Raw genomic sequence first — 21,676 nt, 5'->3', positions numbered from 1 at the left:
ATTGTTACACTTGAACACTGGTTTATTTGGCTTGTACGTATGAATACGGTTGGTGCAAGAAATGAGTAACCCCCTTCCCTAGTAGGGAAGGGGGAAAAGTTAAAGCTTAAGTAGAAAACAGGAGATAAACTCTATTTTTTCAGGAGCAAGAATATTCTTACTAGCAAATATACGTAAATATAGCTTGAGAAAGAAAGTTTTTTGACTGGAGTGATAGATCGTAGATTGCAACAGGGTAAGTTCGTTTTAGAACAGAGCGATCGCCCTCTACTTACCCCAAACTTCAGGAGAAACCCATGCTCAAGCCAGAATTGCAAGCTAAATTCCTCAGCCACCTCAGCAATCGGAAGAAGAAAGAAGACGAAGGTTTTACCTTAATTGAATTGCTAGTTGTAGTAATTATTATCGGTGTACTTGCTGCGATCGCGTTACCTTCGCTACTTGGTCAGGTTAATAAAGCCAAGCAAGCTGAACCCAAAAATAACATCGGTACTATCAACCGCGCTCAACAAGCTTTCTATCTGGAATACCAGAAGTTTGCAGCAGATATGTCAGAGTTGCAAGTAGGGGTTAAAAGCCAAACTGAAAACTACCTTTACACTGTTGCTTTAGATGGTGCTAATGGTATTGGTTATGCTTTCACATTTAAAGATGCACTTAAATCCTATTATGGTGCAGTAGGTACTATCTCTGGTGATACTGCAACAAACGAGGCTCTCACAGTAGCAATAGCTTGTGAGACTACAGCCCCATCAAAGGTAGCTAATGGTGCGGCAATGATTGCGGCAGTAGCTTCTCCAACCCCTTCAAGCTGCATTGCTAATTTCACAAGTTTAGCTAGATAGAGCAAATAAAAAGAATTCCTTTTTCATGGTCATTTACCCATCTAAATGACATATCCATTACACAAGGTGAGTAGTGTTTACACTGCTCACTTTTATCTTATATATATTGAGTGAGTTGATATGAATAAAGCTCTTTTAAGCTATTCTTCCAATCAATGGCAAAAGCAAGGTGAGAATTTGTTAGTTAAAGGTAACTACCATGAGGCTGCTAGTCTTTATGAACAAGCCATTGCTACAGAACCTCATTTAAAATCCCACTACTGGTATTTAGGTTTAATGTATCTTTTACTAGAGCAAGAGGTGGAAGCACAGACTACTTGGTTAATGGCAATAATGGAAGGAGAAGCAGAACAAGTAGACGAGTGGAATGCGGAACTAACAGATATTTTATACACTGAAGCCGAACGTAGGGAAAAATTAGAAGAATATCTCATTGCTTGGAAAATTCGGCGACAAATTAAAGAAATTTATCCTCAAGATATTCATAATCTTTTACATCTGGTACAACTATCTATCACATTAGAGAAATACACAGAGGAAGAATTGCAAGAATATGGATTAATTGAACTACTTCAATCAGAACCTCAGCCACAAATTAAGCTAGAATTATTAAAATTGGTTCTGCGCTCTGCCTTAGATTATGCTCCTTTAAATAAATCATCTTTAGATTTAGTTACAGCCAGTGTCAGATATTTTAGCAATGATGCTCAAAGTTTAATAGATAAATTATTACCGACGGCGGTAGATATAGCTTACTCTCACTGGAACTCAAGAGTAGCAGCACGTTTATCCGAGATACTGTTAACTCTAGACTATGGCAACAAAGATATATTAAAACATTTAGCTGGTTTTTATCAAAATGCTGGTGAACTAGAACAAGGTATAGAAACAGCTAAGAAATTATATTCATTAGTCGATAAATCATCAGATTTAGTTGTTGCTAATCGGCAAATTCTTAGGGGATTAATGACCGCAGGGGTCTATTGGCAAGAAGCTTTTTATATCAACCAAAGGCATGAGGAATTAATCAATATACTTATAAAAGATTATCCAACTAATCTTGATCAATTGACTGTAGCTAGACTTTTAAATTCTAATTATTATGCTCTATATATTGAAGATAATCCCCATAAAAATAGAATTATTCAAAATCAGATACTTCAACTTTGCCATGCTAACAAAGAAGTCTATGCTCAAGAAAAGTTAGGAAAATATTCTCAAGGAAACTTACGCAGAAAAAAACAAAGTATATCTGATAAAAAAATCAAAATAGGATACTTATCTCATTGTCTTAGAGGTCATTCTGTTGGTTGGTTATCACGCTGGTTATTTCAATATTATGACCATGATAAATTTACAGTCAATGGTTATTTTATCCACAATCAAGCAATAACTGACCCTTTACATATTTGGTATGTTAGCCAAGTAAATAAAGCTTACAAATCAAATAATGTTTACGAAGTAGCAGACCAAATATACAACGATGAAATTGATATATTAATTGATCTAGATAGTGTTACTCTAGACACTGCTTGTGAGATTATGGGATTTAAGCCAGCACCCATACAAGCTACTTGGTTGGGCTGGGATGCTTCTGGCAGTCCATCAATAGATTACTTTATTGCTGACCCTTACGTTCTACCAGAATCAGCCCAGGAATATTATAGAGAGAAAATTTGGCGTTTACCTCAAACCTATATAGCTGTAGATGGTTTTGAAGTAGGTGTACCTACATTAAATCGCCAAGATTTAGATATTCCCCATGATGCAATAATTTATTTTTGTCCTCAACGGGGGTTTAAACTAAATCCAAATATCATCAAGTTGCAATTGCGAATTATCAAAGAAGTACCCAATAGCTACTTTCTGGTTAAAGAATCAACAGATAGACAAGCGGTTCAAGATTTCTTTTATCAACTAGCAAACGATGAAGGTGTAGATACATCAAAATTTAGATTTATTCCAGATGTACCTTCAGAAGCAGTTCACAGAGCTAATTTAGGAATTGCTGATATTGTCTTAGATACCTATCCCTACAACGGTGCTACAACAACCTTAGAAACACTGTGGATGTGTATCCCTATGGTGACGCGAGTAGGTGAACAATTTGCAGCACGTAACAGTTACACCATGATGATGAATGCTGGAATTACAGAAGGTATCGCTTGGACTGATGAAGAATATGTAGAGTGGGGTGTGCGTTTGGGTAAGGATGAAGCTTTAAGACAACAAATTGCTTGGAAGCTTAAACAGTCGAGAAAAACAGCACCACTCTGGAACGGTAAGCAGTTTACCCGTGAAATGGAAAATGCTTATACCCAAATGTGGCAGAGGTATATTAGTTCGTAGTGAGGGCTTTAGCCCTCAAAATTAGACATGACTAAGGGCTGAAGCCCTTACTACAAACTTTTGTAACTAAGTATCAACTTGATCATTCAAGATAGAGTTGATACTCTTTTTGATGGGATATTATTTCATCATCAGTTGACAGCATTGGGACAGTTTATCAACTATAGAGGCGCACTGAGACTACGACAGCCAGAGCGTGTTTTATATTTAGCAGTACCTTTGACAACCTATAAAACATTTTTTCAACTTGATTTCCCTCAAGAAATGATTGAAGAGAATCAAGTCAAAATAATTATTTATGATGCAGAAAAAGAGGTAATTGTCAAATGGAAAAAATAGCCAATTATCGCCAGATAATACAACAAATATTACAGGAGTATAGTCAGCAAAAACCTGCTAACGGAAATATAGAAGTTGAAAATATTTTTGATACAGAACGTGATCATTATCAAATAGTTCATGTTGGCTGGGAGGGACAGGATTGGGTACATAGTTGTATCATCCATATCGATATTAAGGGTCAAAAAATTTGGCTTCAGTGGAATGGTACAGAGGATGATATTGCAGCCAATTTAGTTACGATGGGAGTACCTAAAGAAGATATTGTGTTAGGTTTTCAGTCTCCTTTTATGAGGAAATTTACAGCATATGCAGTGGGTTAACTCCAGATAATTTGTAAGTCTAAAGTAAAACCAATTAATATATCTTCTCCAGATAAGTTGGTAGGAGATTCTAATACTTCTTTTGGTTGCCCTTGACGATAAATTTCTACACGGCGTGTTTTTCTGTCTATCAACCAACCTAGCTTTACTCCCGCATTCATATATTCTTGTATTTTAGCTTGTGTTTCACTCAAGCTATCGGATGGAGACATCAACTCTAAAACAAAATCAGGCGCAATGGGAGGAAATTTTTCTCGTTGTTCTAATGAAAGTGCATTCCATCGGCTAATTTCTATCCAAGAAACATCAGGAGAACGGTTTGCACCATTAGGGAGTCGAAAACAAGTAGAAGAGTCAAAAACTTCACCTAGTTGTGTTTGCTAATTCCACAAAACAAATCTTGTTGTAAGTTTAGCGTTACTTTTTCCAGTTTCTCCCCCTGTAGGTGGCATAACTATCAATTCTCCGTTAGCATTGCGCTCAAACTTAATATCGGGATTATCTCGACATAGCTGATAAAATTGGTCTTCGCTGAGTCTAACTACGTTGTTCAAGTTAATAGTAATAGTAGCCACGGCGATTTTTATAAGATATGGGTATAGTATTGAGATATAGAAGCCCTAGAATTGATCTTAGTTGATCAATACAGACATGGAAACAATGAAGTTGCGATCGCAGTTCGTAGTGATGACTTTAGTCCTCTCAATTCAGTATAACTAAGGGCTAAAGCCCTTACTACAAACATTGTTGCGATCGCAGTTCGTAGTGAGGACTTTAGTCCTCGCAATTCAGCATAACTAAGGGCTAAAGCCCTTACTACAAACATTATAAATCCCAATCTTTGCCATAATCTCGCACTGGATATTTAGCCCAGCAATCACGTAGCCATTGTCGTCCGTAAACTTGTAAATACCAGTGAACACTATTTTCACTCCAGTTATAAGGAGATGACGCGAAACCATGTTTGACTGGGTTGTAATGAATATAGTTAAGGGTCGTATAGTAATGTCTTTCAGATCGAATCATGCGATCGCTCCAAGAATACCAAATTTTTCGCTTGGTTACATTATCTTCAAGATTCCATTGGCGTGAAGTATTACCATGTATTTGGCGAAACAAGTCACTTAAAGCATCAAAATTTACAACCTGAACCAATAAATGATAATGATTTGGTAAAATTACCCAAGCACAAATCGTTATGTTTGTAGTAAGTGCTTTAGCACTTTCTTCTTCATCTCCAGTATCCCCAAATCTGTCAAAAATCATATTTAGCAATTGCTGACGACGAGATTCAGAGTGCATATAACACTGATGTTCATAACAAGCCGCCGTCAACAAATAGAGTCTTCTATCTTTTATTGGATGTGGTGGCGCATGAGGAGGATAACCACGAATCAAGCGATGTTTAATTAGTTCAGCCTGTTGTTTTGGTGTTAGGTTACGATATTCATACATATATTTTCTAAGCACTAAAGTGCTTACTACAAACTTTTTGTTCGTAGTGAGGACTTTAGTCCTCATCTTGGAATCAGCACTAAAGTGCTCACTACGAACTTAATTCAACAACTTGTTTATAGAATCTTTCCAAGCCTGCAACACAAACTTTATCATCAAATAATTTGTCATGACGCTGACTAATGCGTTTTGAAATCTCCCATCGCCAAGCAGGATTTTGTCCTAATTTGACAGCAATATCAATATATTCCGCTTCATTTTGAGCAATAGTATCTGTCACTCCTATCATTTTCAAAAAGCTATCAGAGTGACGACCCCGCATAAATTCGCCAGGACAAGTAACAATAGGAAGATTACAAGCGATCGCTTCTAAGGTAGTATTACCACCAGACCAAGTAAATGTATCTAGATAAACATCTGAAAGTAAATTAATCATCAGATAGTCGAATCTTTCTGGAATACTAAGAAATACACAGCAATCCTCAAATTTTAGCCCTAAAGCAGCAAAAGCTTTTTGTAGGCGTTCTTGAAGTAAAGTACCACGCAAAAATATAAATTTAGCTTGCGGCACACGACACGCTATTTCTGCAAAAATAAAATCATATTGTGGTAAATATTTAAACGGTGCTTGACAGCATAAATAGAGAACATCATCATCTGACAAGCCAAAATCAGCACGACTTTTAACAACTTGTGGAATATAAGGCTTAGGATAAGAAACGCCAATATTCGGTAAGCGAATTAATTTTTCTGAGTAATGTTCTTGAGCATTTTCTGCTTCCATTAATTCGCTAGATAAAAAGTAATCAATATTAGATAAACCAGTGGTTACAGGATGTCCCCAAGCAACACATTGCACTGGTGCTAATCTCAAAGCACCCATGAGTAAAGTTTGGGGATTCATGCCAATTTCTGGATACACTAAAATGTGTAAATTATCCGCAATTATTTGTTGACAAACACCCGATAAGTTGTAAGGAATATGGTGAAAGCAATCACTATATTCTCTAAATTTTTCTGTCACTGCATCTGATTCATTACCTGTGTAATAACAGTAAATTTCAAAATCTTTATGATCACAGTATTTTAACCAGCCAGTTAACCAAAGTGTACCACTATAAGAATGCAGATAATGCGAAACATAACCAACCCGAATTTTCTGATTATGTTGTAGTTTAGGCATAGATAAAGGGGCAACCCATTGAGGAAAATTAGCCGCCATGATTTCATGTACTAACTTCCCATATTGACGTTGTAAATCTATATCATTTTGTGCTTGATATGATAAATAAAAATTAGTTAGCCGACCTATACCAGCTAAAGCACTCTGCTTGTCTTCAAGAGTATTGAGAGATGTTTGCTCAATTAAATCTTGCAGTCCTTGAGTATAGCGTTGGCGATAAAATGGTATTTCTTCTTGATTATTGTAAATACTTGGAACTGTCAAATATTTAAGAATCTTAAATGTATAATCATCAGGTAAATCTTGACAAGCCTTTTCCGCACTTACAATAGCTTCTTGAATACGCCGATTACGCCGCAAATCAATAATCAATGTAAAGTGAAGTCTACCGTCGGTAGGGTAAAGTTTAATTCCTTGCTGTAGAGTCTCAAAATACTCATCTAGCAAGTTTAAATTTCTATAACACTGGCTTAAATCCCAGTAAATATCTGCATTACCTCGGTGTAATTCTAGCAGTTTTTGATATGCGGCGATCGCGTCTTGCCATCTTCCTTGATTGAATAATTTTTTACTTAAGCAAAAAAAAACTCTTCGTCTCGCACTTGGCTAAAGCTTGCTAATTCGTATGATGTCAGAGTCTCGGCTTTTGCTTGTATAACGGCTTGTTGATTGTCATGTTCCAAAACAATTCGTCCATGAATTTGTGGGAGTAAAGCCCTCCACTGGATCTCAGCCAAATTTACCAGCAATGTAATTTCTAATCCATCAGTAATATCTAAATCTTCTTCCATTAAAAGACTCATGGTGACGCTAGATAACAATAAATCAGCGTCTTCATCTGAAATACTAGTAGTATCAATCAGTAAAGTTGTCTTGCTACTCTCAGTATTAGTTGCTAGTGTCTTAATTACTTGTGCTAGTTCTAAACCTATCGAATCTTCAGGTTGTGACCAATCAGGGAAAATAATTAAATTAATCTCTCTCAGATTTAAAGATAGAAGCGTCGCATCAATTAAAGCAGCACTAACAATTTCTGCCATTTTTGACCAAGAAAACTTTTGTGCTTGAGCTAAACCCGCAGTAACTAATGATTGACGAATAGCAGGTTTTTGTACTTCACATAGTGAATTGGCTAATCCATCTACATCATCATCATTGATATATATTGCAGCTTTTTCCGCCACCTCTGGAATCGAAGCATTAGGACAAGTAATGACGGGACAGCCACAAGCCATAGCTTCAATTATTGGCATTCCAAATCCTTCATATTTAGAAGGATAGACTAAAGCTACAGCACCAGAATAAGCTATTACTAAGTCTTCATCACTAAGTTGCAATGTATGAACAATACTACCAGATGTATAGGCTCTATATTCAGGTGCTAATACCCCACCGCTACCTGTTAAAACAATATCAAAACCATAGTTACTAGCAATCTGAGAAAAAGCCTGGAAGAATAAAATACTATTTTTATAACCAGACCCAGCGCCTACTAAAATAAAGTATGGTTTTGTAATTCCATACTTGTTTTTAAACATACTAATATCTTCAAGTTTAGCTGGTGCAAAAATATCGTTAACTCCACAATGAGCTACAGTGATAGCCTCTCTTGATCTATCTGTAAAACATTTTTCCAAGTCATGCGATGTATTTTCTGAAATTGCTATATATGTAGACGCGTGTTGAATAGCTTTATGCTTTTCTCGCCACATCGGATTCCTCAAATCCCATCCCATTACTTCTGGTATCATGTCATAAGCCATGAATACAGAAGGAGTTGCAATTGGCGTTGTATAGTAAGAGGATATAAATAAAGCTGCACCTTCCTCATCACACACTTTCTGTAGCATCTCTCGATCACTATCAGTCTTGTCGTATTCGTAAAGTGGTACAGTTATATACCTAATACCATTAATTTTGGGAATGCTTCCAGCACGATCAAGCACAATAAGATGTTTAGCAAAATCACTGTTTGCCCACTCTTTTAATAGTGAACTCCAGACGCGTGCAATTCCAGTTTGATAGAGTTGGAAAAATACGCCGTCAATGATGATTATCGGCGATGGTTTACTGATTTGTAAAATCTGCTTTTGTATTTCTTCTGATTGTAAAAATTGCCACTTATTACTGCTATTATCTTTTTGAGCAATTGGAACTATGCTCCGCCTATTTGCAATATCTACTTGAGTATCATCTTGCACCCAAGGAAAATATTCCCGTAATAAAATTGGAAATTTAGTATTTTTTTGTAAGGTGTTCCATTGAGAAACAGCATGACTATAACCGTAGTATTTTTCTTTAAAACTCAATTGTTCTTGAGTAACATAAGCAAAATGCTGAAATACTAAACCATGCTGTTCTGTTTCTTGATGCAAGAAAGGATTTTCAGCAGCTACATTTTTATATTGACCATCTGCTAAAGTTTCTACCAAAACAGGAGGCTCATGTGCAGCCCAAATATATCCCGGTTTAAATCGCCAAGTCCTTAGCCACTCTTGTTGAGGATTCTGTGCATAACAGTTACGAGTGCTAATAATTAGTTTTTCACCTACAAAATACCAACACCAATAGAAAGCAGCAGTTTTATTGGGATTGCTGATGAACATTTCCCTAGCACTACAAATTTGCTCTAAAGTCCATAATTCATCTACATCTACCTGCCATAACAAACATTCTTCTTGAATACTTGCTAGTGGTGCGTTAACCATTTCCCGCTTTCCATCCCAGAAAACACCTTCTGGTTGACGGTAAATTGTGATGTTATCTGGATAAAGTTGCGCCAATTCATCTATATATTCTGTAGTACCGTCACAACTCAACCCATTTTTATGCAGTTCATCGCTAATACTTCCACCCAGTTTTATACTCCAACTTGTGTCATGTTTTAAGTCAGCTACACCTTCAACAATATGCCAATGCCATTTAAAAGGTAGTTGTTTAAAAATTTCAATGTGGTAACGAATAAATGGTTGTCCATTTAGGACAATAGTAAAAAAGTTAATAGGTAATTCTGTGTTTGAATGATCGTTTATTATTGGCTGTAATGAGTTTCTTTCAAATATTGCATAACCATTACGTAGAGTTAAATTCGATCTAATCAACGTATAATGAGAATCTTTCAACAGTCTATGGAAATTTTGATAATTCTTAAATGTATTAATATCATCTAGACAAATATATTTAGCCCCGTATACTTCATTTAATTCAGCCACACCAGTAAATTCAGAGCCATCTATTAAAACAAAATCAAAAAACCTAATTTCATTTTCTTGCTTAATATTTTGAATACCTTCTTCAGAAACTCCAGAGTTTTTTATATAATCTATATCCTGCTGTAACCAACCAAGGATACGTTCAATATTGTAAAAATTTAAATTAGTTTTAACGCTATTATAAAAATCTATAATTTCTTGTTTGTCAGGAAATTTATTCAAAGAAATAGACGACATATTATAACATTTTACAAACCAGTCATCTTTATAAGTTTTTACTAATTGACTAAACCTATTATTTGAAACTTCCATGCAAAATAATCTCGGATTACTAGGATTAATACGAAGACCTTTAACCAAAGCTTCTGTACTTCCACTGCCTGAAGATGATCCAATCTCTAAAACCGTTTTAATATCTTCTCTCTGAACAATTTCTAAAATTGTATAATAAAATTCATCATTCTTAATCTCTGCGGGGATTAAATTATTTAATTCTGATTTTTCAATATTAGGATTAGATAAATTATTCAGTAGATTTTTTACTTGAGTTTTAATATTTTCCATATCTACTTTTTCCAATTTTATTTCTTGCATATTAGGTAAGTAGTATTTGGTTGAAGCATCTCGTATATCTGATCCAGAATAATTACTTACCTTTCCTTTCCGCTTTTTTTCACTATTAACAAATAAATCTAAATGGTATATACCTAGTTTATGTAAAATTTCTCCCTGATGAGTTAAATTAAAAATAGTTTCATGGATTAGCCCTTGATAGTAAACATTTTTGTTATATTTAAACAATCTACGTTGGTAATCAGGATAATGAGGTTGACTCGCAATGTAGTAATCTTTTTGATTTGGACTAATCCATAGTCTAGGAAACCAGAAATTATCAGTAGGTATATATTCGTTAGATGATTTCATTATCTTGATGAAATCTATTAAATTATTATCAACAAACTCATCGGAATCAATAGCAAAAACCCAATCTGTCTTGACATTTGCCAGATATACATTACGCTGTTGAGCATGATTACCGCACCAAGGAGAATATATAAGTTTTGCTCCATATTTCAATGCTATTTCACAAGTAGAATCATTGCTGCCACCATCAACAATTATTAATTCATCATAAATATAATTAAGAGATTCCAAAGCAATATTTAATGTTTTTTCAGAGTTTTGCACCATCATACATACAGAAAGACTAGGCATATCATAATCTCACTTTTTTTATGGGTTTAATATTTTGATGAGGCTGTTGATTTTCTAAACTAGCGATCGCTCTCTTTTTCGCGCTTCTTAATATCCTCCAAAATAACCTTATAATCTTGTCTATCAGGATGCAGCTTAACTAGCTTCTCTAAAGATGCGATCGCACCTTGAAAATCTTTCAATTGTACCCGCACTAAAGAAAGCTTCTCCAACGCGATTTGGTTATTTGGTTCTCGCTGTAAAACTAAGTCGTAACCTTTGGCTTGTTCTTGTAATGAAGACTCAAGAGATGTAGTGGTAGTTACTGGCTGCGGATTCTGGATAGCCTGTTGAATTGCTGGAACGACTGCAAAAACCGTTGAACCTACAAAACCAATAACCGAAACTATTGTTACAATCCTTGTTTTCCGTTCAATTTGCTTTTTACGAGCAATTAAATATTCTTCTCCTGGACTAGCCATATTTTTACATTACTTGTGGTAAATACTTAGTTACAGCAATCTTCTAGATAAGAGATTACCCATTACCACCCAGAAACTAACATCTGAACTAAAAACTTTTCATGTTTGAAGGGAAATAGTGCCGCAAGACGGAAGTCAAAATTCAAAAAGTTTGTATATCAAGACTTTTGCCTGTTTGAAATGGTAGCTTGATTTACTCCGTGCTGTACGAAGGGGATTGCACTTCCCAGAGGGAACGGAGAGAACTAGTAGGCTCAGTGGGGACTGGAGACAGGGGAGAAAATTTCGATACCCAATTCCGATATGTCTGCTTAATCTCTAGAGAAAAATTAAATCTATGTTAAGATTTGCTATGGTTTGATTTAACTTTAGATGTTTGCGTTATTGTGTATAACGGTTGAACCTACAGAGCAAACATTCGCTCACTGTTCTTTCGACATCTTCAATCAGCCAGTATTTTATGGGCTTTATAAAAATTGCACAGATTCTGGTAGATACAAAAAATAAGTTTTTACGCGTCGTCCCTGCTTGTGCTGTTATTGCAACCTTGAGGACGGCAGATTTTTACTTCCTGCATTCACCATATGTGCTTGATGAAATCTAAGTTTTGTGGAGTAATTACCGTACAAAACCGAATTTCATCATAAATGAGCAGAGTTTGTTATGGTATAGTAAGAAAGTTAAGACTAGCTTTGCCAAAAACACACTCTACGCATTGTTGACATTTGCAAGACGGAAAGCAGTTTTGATTAAGCATTTACCCAATAAAATTTTCAATTGATATAGAGGTTATGACTCAGCAAGTAATTCACCCAATGGTGAAATTGCAGCGTAACGTGCAATCACTCCTTGAATCGAATATTATCAAGCCAAATGATAGCATTTGGAAAATCGCGCTGCTTTATGGCAATGACTGGCAGCACTGGAAACAGGAACTGCTAGATTTCGGTTTCACTATGCAAGACCCAATCGGCGATTTACTTGATGTTGAAACGTGGGATGAGGAATAGATTGGGGACTGGGGACACGAGCAATATACATGAAGCGCAATCTATCTAAATAGTGATAGCGTCCGTAGCCCTCAGCTATGTTCAGCAAAACGCTAGAAGCTGCTCTGCGTGAATGATCGCTCAGATTGTAACGTTCACAATCTGGTAATCTATTTGCCAGTCGATAAGCAAGGCTTTCTGATAAGATATCGAGTATCTTGACCACCAATGCCGTAAGCTAAAAACAAGCTAATAGGTAAGTGTCGCCAGGAAAAGATTTGGGTCTTGGGAATCAGGACTCCTGCCCTTGGAGGGAATGTCAGACCAATAGAATTATGAAGTTCTGGAGGCTATTCCCGATGAATTGGGAAGCCCACACTGTACCTTCAAGTCAGTGTGCGTAGTTCACTAACTTGAGACTGTCTTGATAGAAGTCCAAAGACTCAAAACCCCTATCTGCCATATCATGCCAATAAAAAGTCCTTCAATTTTATGAAGGATTGTCACCAATTGCCCAATCCCCAATCCCCAGTCCCTTAATGACAATTAGCTAATACTTGGGCTAATTCCTTCGCCGTTTGATAACGATCGCGTGGTAAAGGTTCGGTAACGCGCTCGATAATCTCTCTTAGTTGGGGCGTAACAGTGGGAATTTTGCTCACATCGAAGTGAAAGTTACGTCCTTTTTGGCGATAAAACTTGAACGGGTTTTCACCTGTAAGCAGAAAAATTAGTGTTGGTCCGATCGCATATAAATCAGATTGTGTCAGAGGTTGTCCCCGTTCCTGTTCGGGAGCGCAATAACCCTCTGCACCTATACGAGTACCTGGCGTTGTGCCAATTTCCTTAACTGCGCCAAAATCCAGCACAACTATTTGATTATCTGCATTCCGCACCATCAGGTTAGCGGGTTTAATATCGCGGTGGATTAGTGGTGGTTCTTGGCTATGAAGGTAATCTAGAATATCGCAGGTTTGAATCATCCAGGCGATCGCTAGCTTTGGTGTAACTGGCCCAGTGGTATAGATTCGTTTTTCCAAATCCTGTCCATGAACTAATTCCATTGCCAAGTATTTTTTACCAGCTTCTACAAAAAAGTCATAATACTGAGGAATTCCCTGATGATTCAGGCATTTAAGGGTGTTAGCCTCCCGTTCAAACAATTCCTGAGCTTTAGCAATTTTCGCCATATCAGCATTCATTTGCTTCAACACGAATAATTGCTGGCGTCCCGCAATCAAGCTATCTCCATCCCAAGCCAGATAAGTAGTACCCATACCGCCCTGTCCCAGAGTTCGCAACACCTGGTAACGGCGAATTGTCTGCTGTACAGTGATAGGCTGACCACAATGAACGCAGAACAGATTCCCAGGAGCATTACCTTCATGCTTACAACTGTGGGATGAACCACTCGATTTGGTACTAGAAACAACTGGTTTAGCAATATTTCCCGGTATCTCGCCAGCAGCAGATAATGGGTTATGCCCCACCGTAGGCGTTGGCAAATTAGGATTCGGTGTTGTCTCCTCCTGAATCTGGAACTGCAAGATTGGCCCACCCTGCGCCAGTTGTAGCTGGGCATTATTAGGCAACGAACCCTGAATTACCAGTACACCGTCTAGAAAAGTGCCGTTTGTACCTTTACTAATTATTTGCCATGAGCCAGCATTCTTAGCAGAACTAACTTGCCGAATTTCGAGATGATGCCGGGAAACCAAACTATCAGTTAAAACAACATGATTATCCGCCGCTCGACCAATCCGAATCACGGCGGAATTTTCAAAGCACCACTGTTTGAGGGGTGTTTTTTGTTGCGGTTCTAACAAAGTGAGAGTAACCACAATACAACCTGGATAAGAGTTAGGGACTAGGGACTGGGAATTTTAGATTTTGGGTTTTGGATTAAATAATCTAAAATCCAAAATCTAAAATCTAAAAGTTGGGGACTGGGGACTGGGCAAAAAAAGTTAAAAATAAGAAGATTCTTTTTTTGTCTTTTAACTTCTACCCGTTGATTTCCTAGTTCCCCAAAAGGGCTTAAATTTTGAATTTTGAATTGATTACTCCTTACTTCCCACATTCGGGCGCACTTTTGCCCGGATTAGTATAGCAGTAATGTTGTCATGACCGTTATATTGGTTTGCCAAGTCGATTAATCCTGTGACACCTTGTTCCAAGTTATTGGCAAAACTTAATAAGGGCTGGAGGTGCGTTTCCCAGTATGTTTCTAGTAAGTCATTGTCTGATAGACCATCAGAAACCAGAATAAACAGGCTATCCTCATTAATATCGAAAAACTCGACATCAGGATTGATGGCACTTTCGTCACGAGGCCCCAAGGCTTGAGTCAGTTGATAAGCATCAGGACGAGAATAAGCGATACTAGCTTCTACACCTTTATTGATTTCCCGTTGACCAACTTCATGATCTACCGTCAATTGTTCCAAGCCCCGCTTGCGAGTCAGGCGGTAGAGGCGACTATCTCCCACGTGGGCAACGGCGGCTTGATTACCTTGAATCAGGAGCATCACCAAGGTAGTACCCATGCGTCCCACCCCAGAACGGGCATCTTGTTGATTCTGCTGGTAAATTGCCTCATTAGCTAAATAAACCGCTTCCCGAATGATTTCTTCGGTCGGTAGTTGATGAGTATTCCAGTGTTCTTGAAAATATTGCCGTAGGGTCTGGACTGCCAATTCACTGGCTACCTCACCGCCAGCGTGTCCGCCCATACCATCGCAGAGAATATATAACCCTTGTGCTTGTAAAAAGCGGTTTTTGGGTAAATCTACTTTTTCAATTTTAGTTGCAATGCCGAAGCAGTCTTGATTATGCTGACGTTGACGACCAACATCAGTACATCCTGCATCTTCTAAACTGCTTAACTGTACTGATAAGACAACTGTCGGTAGGTCATCCGCTCTACTGGCAGAATCTTCAAAATCATCTACTTGTAAGAGAGTGGGTGAAGTTGTTTGTTCTGCTTCCATTGGCTGAAAAATGGGGGATGTTGTAACTTCTAATTCTGTGGCTACTTCTTGTAAACGCGATCGCAATTGTGCGATCGTTTGAATAGTACCTTGCTCTAAATCATCCAAAACTTGTATTAATAACCCAAATTGAGTACGTTGTGAACTTCTAAACAACGCCTGCCAAACTCGCCCCAAGGCTTTCAAAGTTAAAGGCTCTGCTGAAAGCCCCAAAGGTTCTTCTTCCTCCTCTTGTAATTCAGACGATATTTGATTATCTCGTGTTTCTGCGTACAGTCTTTGTAGCCCTAATGACTGGTCTTCATCCAAACGCAGATTCGACAAATCTAACAAACTGTAATGACAGTTAAGTGGTTCTAGTAAAACCCAGAGTTGGGTCATTTGATAACACCAGTGTAAAATTTGTGACGAACTGGTTGTTTCCTTCTTCCACGAATCTAGTAGAGACTGCCAATCAGAACGGTCTTCAATGAGTATCACCTGAACATCACCATCTTGCCAAGCATCATGAATTTTCGGTATTTCTGGGTGATGGGGGGATTGTAAAGAAATATAAGCCTCTGCAATTTTGGGAATCCCATTGGGTTCTGTCACTGGCGCAATCAAGCCCTGTCGTTGATTAGCTAATATAGTCTCCACTAGTGAGACTTGATAAGGTTGACAATCTAAAACCCTGGCACACACTTCAGCATTTTGGGGTAATGGCGTTGCCAAAAACTGATAGCGTTGCTCTTGATCTAAATAAGAGCCTACAGAGAATTGTGGTGACAAAACTGGATCATTGGGCATTGGGAACAAGGCATCGGGCATTTCCTCATCGATGTTCTTCTCCTCCCCTGCACCCCCTGCTTCCAATCCCCATTGCCCCTTATCCCCAGAGGGGGCCGCGAGTTCCCCAATCCCTTCTTTCTTAACAATCGCCCACCAAACTGTTCCACAGTCTGCACCACAGTTATGGCACTGTAGAGCATTGACAGGAACATCGGTACTACATTTAGGACATACCTTGTAGGACAAGGAAGCACCACATTTTTGACAGAATTTGTTAGCGTTAGGGTTTTCAAATTGACACTCAGGACAAATTAGCATAGTGGAAGTTCCTTAATTCCTGTTCCAAGGTGCTTCTAGCCACTAAGATCCAAAGTGCCACAATTGGCCGCACCTGCCTACAGTAGACCTACAAAAAATTGTGGTTTCACCCGTGAATTTTGGTGGCAGTATTAATTGTGACGCATATTAGCTAAATATTTCAGACATCGACAAGGGAATTTTGGTGAAATGGGGGAATGGGGATTGGGGATTGGGAGCAGGGAGTGCAGAAGGGCAGAAGTTATTCAATGCGTGAATTTATCCTTTCAGCGAAAGTTGGATAGTAAAACAGGTACGATTTGACCTACTCTCAACTGTAATTGTACCGCCCAATTGTTGGGTCAGTTTCTGCACTAATGCCAATCCTAAGCCTGTACCGCCTTGCTTGGTAGGGTCGTTAGTAGGAATGCGATAAAATTTGTCAAAAATGCGGGGTAATTCAGTGCTAGGAATTTCTACACCGGAATTAATGACTTGCAAGAGGATGTTGTTGGCTTTTTTCTCGGCAGAAATGATAATGGCTGTATCTGGAGGGCTGAATTTACAGGCATTGCTGAGTAGTTCTATGAATATACGTTCTAAATTAGATGAATCGCAGGCTAGAGGCGGTAGAGAGTGAGGTATCTTGATGCTGAAATTTTGTTGACAAAGGTGAAAATTAAGTTGTTTAAATTTCTCCACCACTTGCCATAGCCATTGCTGGATTTGAATTGTTTCTAATACCAAAGGTTGAGAGTCGCGCTCTAGACGCTTTAAATCAAGAAAATTATTAATAAGATTTATTTCGCGATCGCACTCATTATTTAAAATCTCAAAATAGCAAGCTGCTTTAGAAATTTCTGTATTCCCTTCAAATTTCTGCTCTTTACGTAGTGCGATTCCCAACATCTGAATCGCCATTTTCATATTAGTGAGGGGTGTACGTAATTCGTGGGAAACCGTACTGATAAATTCTTCTTTCAGACGAGTGAGGCTTTCTAGTTCTTCTAATTTATCTGGTATTAATACTTGATTATGTTGTTCATTGTGTATCAGCGTATGGCGGGATGATTCATTGGCTCGCCAAGTGTCTTCCGCTTGCTTGTGAGCAGTAATATCTTCACAAAGCATAATAATTACTGGCTTGTGAACCTCATAATCAGGTATAAACCGCAGTGTTACTTTTACCCATTTTATTTGACTTAGGGGACAGTTTAAACGAAAATCGCCACATTTAACTGCACTTTCTGCGGCATCTGTCAATAAAGCTTTAAATTCATCAGCTAGCCTTTGTTTCTCTGACTCGCCAAACAATTTTAACATGGGCTGTTGAATTAATTGTTCTCGTGTGTAGCCGAGACAATTAGCTCCAAACTGGTTAACAGATAAAATTACCCCTGTTACATCTAAACTCAAGTACACAGACGGGATATTGTCATACAGCATCCGATATCGTTGCAGTTCCGCTTGGGTATGGCGTAGCTGTTCGGCTAACCCCATATCTAAATCAGAGACTGGTTCAGGTACAAGTTCTAAGCAACTAGGATTTGCAGACAAGATATTTAGTTGGTGAGTTTGAGTCCAGAGCGATGTCTGAGGAGAAGCAGCTATGCGTCTACGCTGATTTAGGCTCATAAGAGTTAAAATTGCGCTCCAAGGCGGATGTTGACTATTTGGGAATAAAAAAACAGCATTATAGTGTTTTTCCTGGCTTTCTGGTAAAAATCAGCAAATAAAAAGATTATTATGCTTTCTGCACCTTGGAAAATTTTCTATCTACGCCTAGCTATGATTCTTTTCCCGCTTTGCAGGCGAATTATGTAGCAGTTTAACTTCCGATGGCGTTAAATCTCGCCACTCACCCAAAGCTAGACCATCTAAGCGCAAATGAGCTATGCTCACCCTGACTAAACGCAAAGTCGGAAACCCCACCGCCGCAGTCATGCGCCGTACTTGGCGATTTTTACCTTCTGTTAAGGTCATTTCTAACCAAGCTGTAGGTACATTTTTGCGAAATCTAATTGGCGGATGGCGATCGCACACAGGCGGATCTGCTGGTAATAACCTGACCTGTGCTGGTCGCGTGCGGTAATCTTGAATTTCTACCCCTGTTTGTAATCTGGTTATAGCATCTACATCAGGAATACGCTCTACCTGTACCCAATAAGTTCGTTGATGTCCAAAACGCGGATCAGACAGACGATGCTGCAACCTCCCATCGTTGGTTAATAGCAATAACCCTTCACTATCCCAATCCAATCGCCCCACAGCATAAACATCCGGTACATCGATATAGTCCTTGAGGGTCTGATGTTTGGGAGTTTCCTGAGTAAACTGGCTCAAGACACCATAGGGTTTGTGAAAAATAATATAGCGATAGTCATTAGTCATTAGTTATTTTCCCCTGCACCTCTACTGAATTGTCTCCCCAATTACCTAATAGTCAGCTTACCTAAACAGCTTCACACCTTATAAATTGTTAACCTTCTTGTCCCCACCCATAAACAAGGTGATACACTACATCCATGCTAGGGGTGCTTGCACCAACAGGCTGAGATCACACCCTTAACACCTGAGACTGGGTAATACCAGCGAAGGGAAGCTGTTTATCGAGGGAATTTCATATGCGGAAAGAATGGGTTGCTAAACGTGGTGGGCAAAGCAATGTAACTCAAATGCACTACGCACGTCAGGGTGTCATCACCGAAGAAATGCAGTATGTCGCCCAACGAGAAAATCTACCTGCTGATCTGATTCGAGAGGAAGTGGCGCGGGGACGAATGATTATCCCTGCGAATATTAATCACACCAACTTAGAGCCAATGGCGATCGGCATTGCCTCTAAGTGTAAGGTTAATGCTAACATCGGTGCTTCACCCAACTCTTCCAATCTTCAAGAAGAAGTAGACAAATTGAATCTAGCGGTGAAGTATGGTGCTGATACCGTGATGGACTTGTCTACAGGCGGCGGTAACTTAGATGAAATTCGTACTGCTATCATCAACGCCTCCCCCGTTCCCATTGGTACAGTGCCAGTTTACCAAGCTTTAGAAAGCGTCCACGGCACAATTGAGAACCTCACGCCAGAAGACTTTCTGCACATTATCGAAAAACACGCCCAGCAAGGGGTAGACTATCAAACCATCCACGCCGGGATTTTGATCGAACATTTACCTTTAGTAAGAAGCCGCATTACTGGTATTGTTTCCCGTGGTGGCGGTATTTTGGCGCGGTGGATGCTGCATCACCACAAACAAAACCCACTTTACACCCATTTCCGCGACATTATTGAGATTTTCAAAAGATATGATGTCTCCTTCAGTCTAGGGGATTCTCTCCGCCCCGGCTGTACTCATGATGCCTCCGATGATGCCCAGTTAGCCGAACTCAAAACCCTCGGACAACTCACTCGCAAAGCTTGGGAACATGATGTCCAAGTCATGGTAGAAGGGCCAGGACACGTCCCAATGGATCAAATTGAGTTCAACGTCAAAAAGCAGATGGAAGAGTGTTCTGAAGCCCCCTTCTATGTACTTGGCCCCTTGGTGACAGACATTGCACCAGGTTATGACCATATCACTTCCGCAATTGGTGCGGCGATGGCTGGCTGGTATGGTACAGCAATGCTATGCTACGTTACACCAAAAGAGCATTTGGGACTACCCAATGCCGAAGATGTGCGAAATGGTCTGATTGCTTACAAGATAGCCGCCCATGCTGCCGACATTGCTAGACATCGCCCAGGCGCAAGAGACAGAGACGATGAACTCTCTCATGCTCGTTATAATTTCGACTGGAATCGTCAGTTTGAATTATCACTCGACCCGGAAAGAGCGAAAGAATACCATGATGAAACTTTACCAGCAGATATTTACAAAACTGCTGAGTTTTGTTCCATGTGTGGCCCTAAATTCTGCCCCATGCAAACCAAAGTTGATGCTGATGCGCTGACTGAACTAGAGAAGTTCTTGGCAAAAGAACCTGTAACGCAAAGTTAGTGACTTAGGGTGGGCAGCTTGCCCACCTGATTAAATACCAGAGATTACTATGCTCCCCTGAAGAATTACTCTGACAGCATTCCAAGCTTTGCCTGCTGTCTACTGGCTTTTTTAATTGTATTTATGGATTGCTTAAAAAATTGGGGAGATTCAATTGTCGTACCATCTGTTCGCGTAGCGTCTCCGCAGGAGAAACAAATGAGGAATGTACGCAAACCAAAATCAAAACCAGCGATTTTACCCGTCTTAACTTCAATTTCTGATTTACTACCCTCATCAACAACTACAACCATAAATAACTCACCTAGTGCAGTACGTTTTATGGTTAGATTTTTGATTGTCCCCTCAATTTCTCTGGACTTCCAAAAGTAAATCTTCAACTGTATTGGCAGTTTTAATTGCTTGTTGAATTGATTTTAATTGCTCTAAATCATTAACTTGAGAAATTGCAGGCATCAATTCTAAACCTTCACTACCAAACTTCATCTCTAACAGCATTTCAATACCCTGTAATGCTAATTCAGTACCTTCTTGTCTTCCTCGGTCTAAAATTTCTTTATACCAAGGCGATTCGCGTAATACAGCCATATCCCACCTCATAATTTCTTGAACTAGGGAGCTTTCTAATACAAAAGTAGCAAAAAATGCTAATACCGTCTCAAGTTGGTTTAACTGTTCATCAGACCGGAGTATTTGTAGAGCTTCTCGAATTGTAGACTCATTCTCACCACCTTTGAGAATTGGTACAAAGGGTAATAAAGATGGTAGTGGTTGATCAAAAGCGATATTTACATCGACTTCCCATAAATTGATGACGCGATAATCTTGAATAGCCCGTAAACCAGCAATATTTGATTCATAAGTTGCAGATATTTCTGAGTTTATAGTTTTGAGTATGTTGATTAATACAGGATATGTAAGTAATTTATATTTTTCCTCTGCAAGTGCTGCATAAGCACGCATTCTTCGTGGCATTTCCAGTGTCGGACGCAATTGTAATTCGTTGAGAACAAGAAAATTACCATACTGGGGATTTTTTACACGAATTAAAACGTCACTTTCTCGACTTATCCACTGAAATTCTGAGTTGAGTATTTCCCCTGCTGTAATATCAGGAATTTGCGTTACCCATTTCACCCAGTTATCAGGTGCGAGGCTAATCAAGCGTTTTGTGCTGACATCTGCGGCTTTTGTCATCAAGTTTTAGGTACGCTTATTATCAAGATTTGACACTACTGGAATTAGTAAG

General features: G+C 38.8%; 15 protein-coding genes, 3 pseudogenes and 1 riboswitch. Of the genes and pseudogenes, 6 read left to right on the top strand and 12 right to left on the bottom strand.

Features of this window, described 5'->3' with window-relative positions:
• Positions 1-296 precede the first annotated feature (296 nt).
• The 4 genes and pseudogenes from VB693_RS17010 to VB693_RS16995 all read left to right on the top strand — a co-directional run bounded on the left by VB693_RS17010 (position 297) and on the right by VB693_RS16995 (position 3,856).
• A complete protein-coding gene (locus VB693_RS17010) occupies positions 297-845 on the top strand; it encodes a type IV pilin-like G/H family protein (RefSeq protein WP_323267286.1) in 549 nt (182 codons plus the stop codon).
• A 120-nt stretch (positions 846-965) separates the two neighbouring features.
• The gene (locus VB693_RS17005) at positions 966-3,194 is read left to right on the top strand and encodes an O-linked N-acetylglucosamine transferase, SPINDLY family protein (protein WP_323267285.1); all 2,229 of its coding nucleotides are present in this window, start codon (positions 966-968) and stop codon (positions 3,192-3,194) included.
• A gap of 138 nt (positions 3,195-3,332) precedes the next feature.
• Positions 3,333-3,533: pseudogene (locus tag VB693_RS17000) on the top strand (element excision factor XisH family protein); the annotation flags it as partial.
• Positions 3,521-3,856 (top strand): XisI protein, encoded by a 336-nt coding sequence (locus tag VB693_RS16995; protein ID WP_323267284.1) that lies wholly within the window; start codon positions 3,521-3,523, stop codon positions 3,854-3,856. The pseudogene VB693_RS17000 and the gene VB693_RS16995, both read left to right, overlap by 13 nt.
• Here the strand turns inward: VB693_RS16995 and VB693_RS16990 are convergent.
• The 5 genes and pseudogenes from VB693_RS16990 to VB693_RS16970 form a co-directional block, all read right to left on the bottom strand.
• Positions 3,853-4,431 (bottom strand): annotated as a pseudogene (locus tag VB693_RS16990) (Uma2 family endonuclease). The gene VB693_RS16995 and the pseudogene VB693_RS16990 overlap by 4 nt on opposite strands.
• Positions 4,432-4,681: 250 nt before the next feature.
• Positions 4,682-5,311 (bottom strand): transposase, encoded by a 630-nt coding sequence (locus VB693_RS16985; protein WP_323267283.1) that lies wholly within the window; start codon positions 5,309-5,311, stop codon positions 4,682-4,684.
• A 91-nt stretch (positions 5,312-5,402) separates the two neighbouring features.
• A complete protein-coding gene (locus VB693_RS16980; protein WP_323267288.1) occupies positions 5,403-7,010 on the bottom strand; it encodes an O-linked N-acetylglucosamine transferase, SPINDLY family protein in 1,608 nt (535 codons plus the stop codon).
• Between the two features lie 56 nt (positions 7,011-7,066).
• Positions 7,067-10,921, bottom strand: coding sequence for a glycosyltransferase (locus VB693_RS16975; RefSeq protein WP_323267282.1), 3,855 nt, complete (start codon positions 10,919-10,921; stop codon positions 7,067-7,069).
• A 59-nt stretch (positions 10,922-10,980) separates the two neighbouring features.
• Positions 10,981-11,382: a tetratricopeptide repeat protein gene (locus tag VB693_RS16970; RefSeq protein WP_323267281.1), complete on the bottom strand. Its 402-nt coding sequence runs from the start codon at positions 11,380-11,382 to the stop codon at positions 10,981-10,983.
• Positions 11,383-12,173: 791 nt separating this feature from the next.
• Between VB693_RS16970 and VB693_RS16965 the strand changes: the two genes are divergently transcribed.
• The gene (locus VB693_RS16965; protein ID WP_190698503.1) at positions 12,174-12,392 is read left to right on the top strand and encodes a DUF4327 family protein; all 219 of its coding nucleotides are present in this window, start codon (positions 12,174-12,176) and stop codon (positions 12,390-12,392) included.
• Here VB693_RS16965 and VB693_RS16960 read toward each other — a convergent pair.
• The 5 genes from VB693_RS16960 to VB693_RS16940 form a co-directional block, all read right to left on the bottom strand.
• The gene (locus VB693_RS16960) at positions 12,337-12,597 is read right to left on the bottom strand and encodes a four helix bundle protein (protein WP_323267280.1); all 261 of its coding nucleotides are present in this window, start codon (positions 12,595-12,597) and stop codon (positions 12,337-12,339) included. The genes VB693_RS16965 and VB693_RS16960 overlap by 56 nt on opposite strands.
• A gap of 310 nt (positions 12,598-12,907) precedes the next feature.
• A complete protein-coding gene (locus VB693_RS16955) occupies positions 12,908-14,212 on the bottom strand; it encodes an FHA domain-containing serine/threonine-protein kinase (RefSeq protein ID WP_323267279.1) in 1,305 nt (434 codons plus the stop codon).
• A 219-nt stretch (positions 14,213-14,431) separates the two neighbouring features.
• Entirely contained in the window at positions 14,432-16,450 is a 2,019-nt protein-coding gene (locus VB693_RS16950; protein WP_323267278.1) for a serine/threonine phosphatase, read from the bottom strand.
• 258 nt (positions 16,451-16,708) lie between these two features.
• Entirely contained in the window at positions 16,709-18,064 is a 1,356-nt protein-coding gene (locus VB693_RS16945) for a PAS domain-containing sensor histidine kinase (protein ID WP_323267277.1), read from the bottom strand.
• 147 nt (positions 18,065-18,211) lie between these two features.
• Positions 18,212-18,820: an rRNA large subunit pseudouridine synthase E gene (locus VB693_RS16940; protein ID WP_323267276.1), complete on the bottom strand. Its 609-nt coding sequence runs from the start codon at positions 18,818-18,820 to the stop codon at positions 18,212-18,214.
• 129 nt (positions 18,821-18,949) lie between these two features.
• A riboswitch (TPP riboswitch) is annotated at positions 18,950-19,046 on the top strand.
• Positions 19,047-19,053: 7 nt separating this feature from the next.
• Here VB693_RS16940 and thiC point away from each other — a divergent pair.
• Positions 19,054-20,427 carry a phosphomethylpyrimidine synthase gene (thiC, locus tag VB693_RS16935; protein WP_323267275.1) on the top strand — a complete coding sequence of 458 codons (1,374 nt, stop codon included), beginning with the start codon at positions 19,054-19,056 and terminating at the stop codon, positions 20,425-20,427.
• 86 nt (positions 20,428-20,513) lie between these two features.
• Here the strand turns inward: thiC and VB693_RS16930 are convergent.
• Positions 20,514-20,798, bottom strand: a pseudogene (locus tag VB693_RS16930) (RNA-guided endonuclease TnpB family protein); the annotation flags it as partial.
• On the bottom strand, positions 20,773-21,624 hold the full coding sequence (locus tag VB693_RS16925; protein ID WP_323267274.1) for an Rpn family recombination-promoting nuclease/putative transposase: 852 nt from the start codon (positions 21,622-21,624) through the stop codon (positions 20,773-20,775). The gene VB693_RS16925 and the pseudogene VB693_RS16930, both read right to left, overlap by 26 nt.
• Positions 21,625-21,676 lie beyond the last annotated feature (52 nt).

The sequence above is a fragment of the Anabaena sp. UHCC 0399 genome, from assembly GCF_034931465.1.
GTDB lineage: Bacteria > Cyanobacteriota > Cyanobacteriia > Cyanobacteriales > Nostocaceae > Trichormus > Trichormus minutissimus.
Note: the sequence above shows the minus strand (reverse complement) of the source record. Positions and strands in the feature narration are given on the sequence as shown.